9 protein-coding genes are annotated in these 9,702 nt (G+C 73.8%); 6 read left to right on the top strand and 3 right to left on the bottom strand.

All coding sequences use genetic code 11. From position 1 onward, the window contains the following. Positions 1–88: 88 nt before the first annotated feature. Positions 89–2,461: a protein kinase gene (locus tag AB0G74_RS33735; RefSeq protein ID WP_361154380.1), complete on the bottom strand. Its 2,373-nt coding sequence runs from the start codon at positions 2,459–2,461 to the stop codon at positions 89–91. Positions 2,462–2,599: 138 nt separating this feature from the next. Between AB0G74_RS33735 and AB0G74_RS33730 the strand changes: the two genes are divergently transcribed. From AB0G74_RS33730 to proC, 6 genes are all read left to right on the top strand, one after another. Further along, positions 2,600–2,989, top strand: a complete 390-nt coding sequence (locus AB0G74_RS33730; protein WP_361154377.1) for a peptidase — start codon at positions 2,600–2,602, stop codon at positions 2,987–2,989. Positions 2,990–3,053: 64 nt separating this feature from the next. Next, positions 3,054–3,566, top strand: a complete 513-nt coding sequence (locus tag AB0G74_RS33725) for a hypothetical protein (protein WP_361154375.1) — start codon at positions 3,054–3,056, stop codon at positions 3,564–3,566. A gap of 188 nt (positions 3,567–3,754) precedes the next feature. Further along, positions 3,755–4,537, top strand: coding sequence for a class I SAM-dependent methyltransferase (locus AB0G74_RS33720; RefSeq protein ID WP_361154372.1), 783 nt, complete (start codon positions 3,755–3,757; stop codon positions 4,535–4,537). Between the two features lie 89 nt (positions 4,538–4,626). After that, positions 4,627–5,526, top strand: coding sequence for an RNA polymerase sigma factor SigJ (gene sigJ, locus AB0G74_RS33715; protein ID WP_361154370.1), 900 nt, complete (start codon positions 4,627–4,629; stop codon positions 5,524–5,526). Between the two features lie 175 nt (positions 5,527–5,701). Further along, a complete protein-coding gene (locus tag AB0G74_RS33710) occupies positions 5,702–6,928 on the top strand; it encodes an FAD-dependent oxidoreductase (RefSeq protein ID WP_361154367.1) in 1,227 nt (408 codons plus the stop codon). Positions 6,929–7,052: 124 nt separating this feature from the next. Continuing rightward, the gene (gene proC, locus AB0G74_RS33705; protein WP_361154364.1) at positions 7,053–7,862 is read left to right on the top strand and encodes a pyrroline-5-carboxylate reductase; all 810 of its coding nucleotides are present in this window, start codon (positions 7,053–7,055) and stop codon (positions 7,860–7,862) included. A gap of 139 nt (positions 7,863–8,001) precedes the next feature. Here the strand turns inward: proC and trpS are convergent, their stop codons facing one another. Further along, positions 8,002–8,997, bottom strand: coding sequence for a tryptophan--tRNA ligase (gene trpS, locus AB0G74_RS33700; RefSeq protein ID WP_361154361.1), 996 nt, complete (start codon positions 8,995–8,997; stop codon positions 8,002–8,004). A gap of 383 nt (positions 8,998–9,380) precedes the next feature. Further along, the coding region (locus AB0G74_RS33695; RefSeq protein ID WP_361154359.1) for a hypothetical protein at positions 9,381–9,702 on the bottom strand (322 nt) is incomplete at its 5' end.

The raw sequence follows: 9,702 nt of genomic DNA, 5'->3' as shown, positions 1-9,702 counted from the left end.
ACCCGGGCCCCCCGCACCCCCCCGCACCCCACCCCCCCGCGCCCCGGGGCCCGGGTCAGTCGATTCCGGGGAACGGCCCCGTCCGGTGCTACCAGCTGCCCGGATCCGCCGCCGCGACCGAGAAGACCGACCCGTCGGGTGCCGTACCGAAGACCCGGTCGCCCGCCGTGGCCGGGGCGGGCAGGAACGAGGTGTAGGTCCGGGGCCCGCCGTCCATCCGGGGGTCCGTCTGGCCGGTCAGCCGTCCGCGTACCGCGTCCACCGCCAGCAGCCGCCCGTCCCCGGCCGTTACGAAGACCGCGTCCCGGCCCGCGACGGGCCGGGACAGATGGGTCACCCCGGTCTCCAGCCGCCACAGCTGCCCCGGCTGCCCCGCCCGCCCCGAACCGTTCCGGTCGGGGGAGACCCGGACCGCGACCAGGGATCCGCCCGCCCCGCCGATGTACGTCACCCCACTCGGCGAGGCCACCGCCTGCGCCTGCGGAACCGGCGCGTCCAGGGCGATCCGCCGCACCGTCCGCTCCCGGGCCGCGCCCCCGTCAGCTCCAGCTCCCGTTCCGGCCCCCGCTCCCGTACCCGCGCCCGCCCCGGTTGCCGCGACCGTCAGCCGGACGACCGCGTCCGTACTCCCGGACGCGTCCACGGCGAGCAGGTGCAGCGCGCCTGCCGCGAACCCCACCGGCCGCAACGATCCTTCCAGCCGCTGCCGCCACAGCAGTCGCCCGGTGTCCGGGTCGACCGCGTTGATCTCCGTCGCGGCACCCCCGGCCAGCGGATCAACCGCGTACAGGGCACCGCCCCCGGCGATCCACTCCCCACTGCCCGAACCGTGCCGGGCCCGCCACCGCTCGGCGCCGGTGCGGGCGTCCAGGGCCCGGACCCGGCCGTCGCCCTTGACGAGAAGGGCCAGCTCACCGGCGTACCGAACCCCCGAGTACCCGGCCATCGGGGCCGACCACCGGGGCTCGCCCGTCGCCGGGTCCAGCGCCCGTACCGGCTCGGTGCCGACGGGCCGGATCTGCACCAGACCGCCCGCGAGCACCGGCGCGCGCGGTCCGATATCGGCCGTCGCGCCCGGCCCGGCGGGCCGGGACCACACCCGGCGGCCGGTCGCCGGGTCGAGCCGGGCGGCGCTCACCCCCGGCGCGGAGCAGTACAGCGCGCCGGGGCCGGGTGCGTAGGTACACGCGGGCGTACGTTCCTCCCCGAGCGCCTTCCCGAGCCGTACGCTCCACGCCTCGACTCCACGCGCCCCCGGCGAACCCGCCCGGGTCCCGGCGGACGTCCCGGCCCCGCCGTCCGTGCCGTCGCCCGCCCGGAGCGCCACTACCCCGGCGGTCGCCAGCAGGACCAGGGCGATTCCGGCCACCGCCCAGCGCCGCCGCCCGATCGTCCACCGGCCCCCGCCGCCACTCCCCGCCGGGATTCCGTTTCCGTCCGCGCCGCTGCCTCCGGCCGAGGAGTTCACCGGCCCGGGCCGCCCGGAACCCGCCTCCGCGGAATCCGTCGCCCCGCCTGCGGAACCCGTCACTCCGCCCGGGGCGGCCGTCGCACCGCCCGGACCCGGCAGGCTCTCGCGCGGATCCGGTTCCCTGGGCATCGGTACATACGCCTGGGTGTCGTACGACGCCGAGGGGGACGCCTCCCGCAGCGCCACCATCAACTCGTACGGCGACGGCCGCTCCGCCGGGTCCTTCGCCAGACAGCGCCGGAGCAGCGGCACCAGCCCCGACGGCACCCCCGTCAGCTCGGGCTCGTCATGAACGACCTGGTAGGCCACGATGTACGGACTGTCGGAGTCGAACGGTCCACGCCCGGTGAGGGCATGCACCAGAACCGATCCCATGGCGAAGACATCCGCCTCGGGCCCCACCTCACGGGGCCGCTGGAACTGCTCGGGCGCCATGAACGGCGGCGTGCCGATCAGCTTCCCGGTCTCCGTGCGCAGATCGCTGTCCTTCGGCCGCGAGATACCGAAGTCGATCACCTTCGGGCCGTCGGGACCGAGCAGGACATTGCTGGGCTTGAGATCGCGGTGCACCACCCCGGCGCGGTGGATGTCGCGCAGCGCCTCGGCCAGCCCGGCACCCGTCCTGCGGACCTCTTCGGGCTCCATCGGGCCATTCCGCTTCACCCGCTCGGCGAGGGTGGGGCCGTCGATGAAGAGGGTCGCCATCCAGGGGCGGGCGGCCTCCGGATCGGCGTCCACGACGGAGGCCGTGAACGCCCCGCTGACCCGCCTCGCGGCCGCGACCTCCTGCCGGAAACGGGCCCTGAACTCGGGATCCGTGGCGTGCTCGGCATGGATGACCTTGACGGCGAGACGCAGCCCCGACGCGGATGTCGCGCGGTGGACGACGCCCATACCGCCGTTCCCGAGACAGGCTTCGAGCCGGTACTGACCTGCGTACTCCGGCTGACCGGATTCCGACACCTGACCGGTGCCGCGCAGCGGTGGCATCCCCACCCCCGATGATCGATCGTGCGCACGCGCGAACCTCGGAGCCTAGTCGATGGTGAGTGCGATCCCGGGGGTGGTTGCCCGCCGGGGCGCGGCGTACCGTACCCCTACGCAGATACACCAACGGGGGAGATTTACATGACAATCGACGAAACCGGAATCCGACCCGAAACCGGAACCGAGACGGAGACCGGCGCGGAGCCGACGACGGCGGAGCTGTCGGTCTCGGCATCGGCATCGGTCGCCCTCGGCGACGTCGCGGCGGCCGAGGTCTCCGCGGCGGTCCGCTACTACCCGGTCGCGCCGGGCGTCGCGCTCAACGTCCGGATGGGCCCCGGCACCCAGTACGAACTGATCCGCACGCTCCCCGTGGGCTCCCGCGTCCCGATCTTCTGCCAGAAGCCGGGCCAGTCGGTCAGCGGCCCGTACGGCACGTCGCGGATCTGGGACAACATCGGCAACGGCGAGTTCGTCTCGGACGCGTACATCCGGACCGGCAGCGACGGGTACGTGGCCATCCGCTGCTGACCCGGCTCCGGGCCCGCCCCGGACCCTATCCCCGGGTGCCGCCGCCTCCGGGGATAATCGACCCGTGAGCGAGCAGCAGCAGAACACCCAAGGCCGGACCCCGGAGGGGCCGCTGCCCGAACCCATCCGCTTCTTCGGCACCACCTGGGTCGACCACGACGGCGGCTACGGGCTGCGCCGCGCGGGCGTCGCGGCCGGTGCCCTGGCCGCGGCGGCGCTCGGCGCGTTCGCCCTCCGGCTGGGCTACGAGGGCCTGACGATCGCCGAGGTCGGCGGCATCCTGAACGCGATGGTCATCGTGATGTTCGCGGTGTGCAGCGCGATCGCCTTCCGCAAGACCTGGGAGGGCTTCACCCGCCGCCCGACCGGCGCGGCGACCCCGGACGCGCTGCGGAGCGTCCGCACGGTCGGCTTCGTCGGCGTGCTGCTGGCCTGGTCCCTCCGCGCGATGAAGGAGGCGCCGGGCGAGGCGCTGCACCGCGAGGAGTACGAGACGGCCCGCGCCCGGTTCACCAAGCGCCGCGGCGCCCGTACGGGCAATCCGGCGGCCCGCACCCCCAAGCGCAAACCCCGCTGACCCCCCTCGGGGTCCCTCATTCCGGGGGCGTTGCCCGGGAGGGCTTTCAGGGGCTCGGGGAACTGCGAGACAAGCCGCGCACGGTCGGCGGACCGCGAACAACATCGGGCCGCCGGGCGCGGCCCGGGTGGTGAGGCGGCGCCCCGAGACGTAGACGGCGCGGCTCCCCGCCAGCAAGGATCACCCCCATGAGCACAGAGCATCGCCCCGGCGCGCTCGCGTCGTCGCCCCGCGCGCGGTCGTTCGACGCCGCGGCGGCCCAGTACGCGGCGGCCCGCCCCGGCTACCCGGACGCCCTGTTCGACACCGTCGAGGAGCTGACCGGCCGCTCCCTGCGCGGCGCGCACGTCGTCGACGTCGGCGCCGGTACCGGTATCTCCAGCGGACTGCTGGCCCGCCGCGGCGCCCGGGTCCTCGCCGTGGAGCCGGGCGCGGGCATGGCGGCCGAGTTCCGCCGTACGCATCCGGACATCCCGCTCGTACGGGGCCTCGGCGACGCCCTCCCGCTCGCCTCCGCCCGCGCCGACCTGATCACGTACGCCCAGTCGTGGCACTGGACCGATCCGGCCCGCTCCCTTCCCGAGGCGCGCCGGGTGCTCCGCCCCGGGGGCGGGCTCGCGCTCTGGTGGAACGTCGCCGACGAGACCGTCCCGTGGGTCGCCGCCCAGAGCACCCGCCTCCGGCGCCGGATCCCGGAGTGGACCCACGGTTCGCCCCGCGAGCTGCGAGCCCTGCCCGCCGACTGGGAGGACCGAACCGTCGAGCGCCGGATCCCGTGGACCCGGGCCGTGCCGGTCGACACCCATCTCGCGAACATCGGCAGCCATTCGCTGCTGCTCACCCTCCCCCCGGCGGACTCCGCCGAACTGCTGGCCCGGGAGCGCGAGGAACTGCTGAAGGTCTTCCCGGACGGCACGGTCACGGAGGCGTACACGGTCGAGCTGACGATCACCACCGCCCCCACCGGCTGAGATACCCGGCCCGACCCCGCGCGACCCGGCCCGCTCCCCGCGACCCCTCGCGACCGCCCCCACCCCGCACGACGGAGGACCCAGCAGAGATGGCCGAGCCGGCCGAGTTCGAGAAGCAGCGCGAGCGCCTCTGGGGTATCGCCTACCGCATCACCGGCTCGGTGGCGGACGCCGACGACGCCCTCCAGGACGCCTGGCTGCGCTGGCGGCGGCTGCCGGACGACCGGGCCGAGAACCCCGCCGGATATCTGACCGCCGTGGTCAGCCGGATCTGCTACGACCAGCTCACCTCGGCCCGCGCCCGGCGCGAGGCGTATATCGGCCCCTGGCTGCCGGAGCCCGTGGTCACCGAGGCAGGCCCGGAGGAGCGGGCGACGCTCGACGACTCCGTGGGCACCGCCCTGCTCACGGTCCTCGAACGGCTCACCCCCGCCGAGCGGACCGCCCTCGTCCTGCACGACGCCTTCGCGGTGCCGTTCGCGGAGATCGCGGACGTGGTGGGCCGTACCCCCGAGTCGGTACGGCAGCTGGCGTCCCGGGCCCGCCGCCGGGTCCGGGCCGAGGCCCCGCGCCGGACCGTCGACCGGGCCGAGCACCGGCGTACCGTCGACGCCTTTCTCGCCGCCGCGGTCGACGGGGACCTGGCGGGTCTGGCCCGGATCCTCGACCCCGAGGTGGTCTGGCGGACGGACGGCGACGGCCTGGTGGGCGCGGCGCGCGTCCCGGTCGTGGGGCGCGAGAAGGTCACCCACTTCATCGGCCACGCCCTGCGCGCCTTCGTCCCCGGCCGGACCCGGATGGGGCGGTTCGACGTCAACGACGCGCCCGGCCTCGTGGTCACCGGTATCGCCACCGGTGTCGCCGCCGACTCCTCGGCCGCGGTCTACGCCTTCACCGTCCGAGGCGGCCTGATCACCCGGATCGACTGCACCCTCAACCCCGCCAAACTCGCCCATCTCGACCTGGCGGCGCTCCACGGCCCGCGGTAGCCCGGCCACGCCTGCCGCGCCCACCCCGCCCGCCGAGCCCGGCCGCGTACGACCCCACCGCCCGACCCACCCACCCGTACGCGGCCACCGGCCGAAGGCCACCACCCGCCCGGCCCACCCCTGGCGCGTGATCACCGTCACGTCACACTCGCCCGCCCCGCGCCGTCACCCCGGTATGACGCCTACATCGCAGCAGGACAGCGGCCGTTCCCAGGACCGGCCCGAGGTCACCGTCATCGGCGCGGGGTACGGCGGGCTGATGGCCGCCCTCCGGCTCGCCCCGCATACCCGGGTCACCCTGGTCGACCCGCACGACCGCTTCACCGAACGCGTCCGGCTCCACGAACTGGCCGGTACCCGGACCGATGTCACCCACCCCCTGGCCGATCTGCTGCGCGGTACCGGTATCCGGCACATCGCCCACCGGGCCGTCGCCCTCGATCCGGCCGCCCGAACGGTCACCACGGACGACGGCCGGGAGATCCGCTACGACCGGCTCGTCTACGCCCTCGGCAGCCGTACGGGCATCCCGGCCCCCGCCCCCACCTCCGCCCCCGCCACCGGAACAGCCTCTTCCGCCGGAACGGCCCCCGGGCCCGACGCGCGGGGCGGGGCGCCGGACCATCCCCGGGCCGACGGCCGGGTCCACACCGCCGAGACCGCCGCGGAACTCGGCCACCGCATGCGCACCGGCGGCCGGGGCTCGGTCGCCGTCGTCGGCGGCGGCCTCACCGGCATCGAGACGGCCGCCGAACTCGCCGAGACCTACCCCGACTGGTCCGTACGCCTGCTCTCCTCCGGCCCCGTCGCGGCTGGCCACTCCGCCCGGGGCCGCGCCCATGTCCGTACCGTGCTGACCGGGCTCGGCGTCCGGATCGAGGAGGGCACCGAGGTCGCGCACCCCGACGACGTCGACGCGGACACCGTCGTCTGGTCGGCGTCGATGGTCCCCCGTACGGCCATCGCCTCCGCCGCCGGTCTCGCCCTCGACCCGGCGACCGGCCGGATCACGGTCGACGACGCCCTCCGTTCGGTCAGCCACCCCGAGATCTGCGCTGTCGGGGACGCCGCCGCGGCCCACTCGGCGGCGGCGGGCGCCCTGCGCATGGGCTGCGCGGCGGCCCTGCCCGGCGGGTCCAGAGCCGCCGGCACGATCATCACGGACCTCCGGGGCGACGAGCCCCGGCCGCTGCGGTTCGGCTATGTCTTCCAGTGCGTCAGCCTCGGCCGCCGCGACGGGCTGATCCAGTTCGTCCGGGCCGACGACTCACCGCGCGCCCTCACCCTCACCGGCCGCCCGGCGGCCCACTTCAAGGAGCAGGTCGTACGGTTCACCGTCCGCATCCTCCACCTGGCCCGCCGCCGCCCCGGGGCGATCCCCCTCTTCCCGGGCCTGAGCTGACCACCCCGCCCGGGTGCCCCGGCCCGCCGCCGGGGCACCCGGGGACGCCCCGGACCCGCCCGGCCACCGCGCCACCGGTGCGAGGATGGGCGCCACAACCCCCAGCGACGAGGTGAACAGAGCCATGACCAAGACAGTCGCAGTCCTCGGTACGGGCAAGATCGGTGAAGCCCTCCTCAGCGGGATGATCCGCGCGGGCTGGCGACCGGCCGATCTCCTCGTCACCACCCGCCGCACCGACCGCGCCGAGGAACTCCGGACCCGCTACGGCGTCGAGCCCGTCACCAACGCCGACGCCGCCAAGCGCGCCGACACCCTCATCCTGGCCGTCAAGCCACAGGACATGGGCGCCCTGCTCGACCAGCTCGCCCCCCATCTCACCGCCGATCGCCTGGTCATCAGCGCCGCCGCCGGAATCCCCACCTCCTTCATCGAGGAACGCCTGGCCTCCGGCACCCCCGTCATCCGGGTCATGCCCAACACCCCCGTCCTGGTCGACGAAGGCATGTCCGTCATCTCGGGCGGCCACCACGCCACCCCCGCCCACCTCGCCCACACCGAGGAGATCTTCGGCAGCGTCGGCAAGACGCTCCGGGTCCCCGAGTCCCAGCAGGACGCCGCCACCGCGCTCTCCGGTTCGGGCCCCGCCTACTTCTACTTCCTGGTCGAGGCCATGACCGACGCGGGCATCCTGCTCGGCCTGCCCCGCGCCCAGGCCCATGACCTCATCGTCCAGGCCGCCATCGGCGCCGCCGTGATGCTCCGCGACAGCGGCGAGCACCCCGTCAAGCTCCGGGAAGCCGTCACCTCGCCCGCCGGAACCACCATCAGCGCCATCCGCGAGCTGGAGAACCACGGAGTCCGGGCCGCCCTGATCGCCGCCCTCGAAGCGGCCCGCGACCGCAGCCGCGAACTCGCCTCCGGCAACGGCTGACCCACAGCCCCCCAGCTCACGGCCCGGGATCCCGACCGGCCTCCTCACCGGTGCCCGCCCGTACGGCCACCGGTGAGGAACGGCCGCGACCCGGCCCGGTACGCGCCCGGCCGCGCGCCCGGTCCCGGCTCCGGCCCGGTTACCCCGGCAGCAATCCGATCGCGGCATATGCCGCGTCGACCCTCGGCCGGGCCAGCTCTCCGGCCCGGCCGGCCCCCTTCCGCAATACCTCGTCCAGATATCCCGGGTCCGCGGCCAGCTCCGCGTGCCGCTCCCGGACCGGCCGCAGCAGCTCCACCACCGCGTCCGCCACGGCCCGCTTCAGCGCCCCGTACGACTCGTACACACCGGCCAGCTCCTCCGGGTCCCCACCCGAACAGGCGGCCAGGATCTCCAGCAGATTCGCCACCCCCGGCGAGACCTCACGGTCGTAGACGACCGAGGTACCGCTGTCCGTCACGGCCCGCATCACCTTCCGCCGCACCTGGTCCGGATCGTCCAGCAGATAGACGATCCCCGCCCCCGACTCGTGCGACTTCCCCATCTTCGACAACGGGTCCTGAAGATCCATGATCCGAGCCGCGACCCGCGGATGCGTCGCCTTCGGCACGGTGAACGTATGCCCGTACCGCTGGTTGAACCGCACCGCCAGATCCCGGGTCAGCTCCACGTGCTGCGCCTGGTCGTCCCCGACCGGGACCTCGTCCGCCCCGTACGCCAGGATGTCCGCCGCCATCAGTACGGGATACGTCAGCAGCGACAGCCGTACGCCGTCCCCGCTCCGCCGGGCGGCCTCCGCCTTCTCCTTGTACTGGATCATCCGCCGCAGCTCGCCGTCGGACGCGGTGCACTCCAGCAGATAGGCCAGCCTGGTGTGCTCGTCCACCTGGCTCTGTACGAATACGGTGCAGCGCTCCGGGTCCAGCCCCGCAGCCAGCAGCAGCGTCGCCGCCTGCCTGCTCAGCCTGCGGAGCCGGGCCGGATCGTGCTCCACGGTCAGCGCGTGCAGATCCACCACGCAGAACAGTGCGTCCGCCCGGTGCTGGTCGACCTCCACCCAGCGGCGGATCGCCCCCAGGTAGTTGCCCAGCGTCAGATGTCCGGTGGGCTTCACCCCACTGAAGATCCGGGTCATGTCCGCTTCTCCTCTCCCTCTAGTCCAGGAGGCCCCCGCTACCGGCGGCCCGGCTCTCCGAGGGGGAGAAACGACAACGGCCGCCGAAGCGGCGGCCGTCGCGTACGCGCGAAGTGTCCGGCCGCCGTCAGGCGGCCCACCACTGTTGCGAGCGCGTACGCGATGTCATGGGGGCGAGCGTAGAGCACCGAGCCCCGGGTTGACAGTGGGCGGGGCCGACCGTAGTGTTCTCCGAGTTGCCCGACGTGAGCGCCGACTCAGGTTGGTCCCCGGGCGGCCCTTCCGTAAGACCACACCGACGAACGAGCGGCAGTTTCTGTCGCCCATTTTCGGCCGTGCCTTTTCGGAATGGGGAATCAGCGTTCGACAGGACGCAGACCCGATTAGCGTCGGAGAAAAGATTCCGCTAAAGTCTCACTCGTCGGAACGGCCCGAGCGGCCGGAAAGACAAAACCCGAGTTTCGACCGGGAATCAGGCCCGAAAGGATCTGATAGAGTCGGAAACGCCGAAAGGCAAAAGTAAGAAGGCTTCTCCAGTCGGCCGCCCGATCGGAATCCAAGTCCGGAAACGGAATGGGAAAACGGTCTGGTAAGGTTGGAAACGCAAGACCGAAGGGAAAGCCCGGAGGGCCTGGTGAAAAGGGCCTGAAGGAAGCGTCCGTTCCTTGAGAACTCAACAGCGTGCCAAAAATCAACGCCAGATTA

The organism is Streptomyces sp. NPDC020875 (assembly GCF_040641415.1).
Classification (GTDB): Bacteria; Actinomycetota; Actinomycetes; order Streptomycetales; family Streptomycetaceae; genus Streptomyces.
This window is presented reverse-complemented; position numbering and strand designations above follow the sequence as displayed.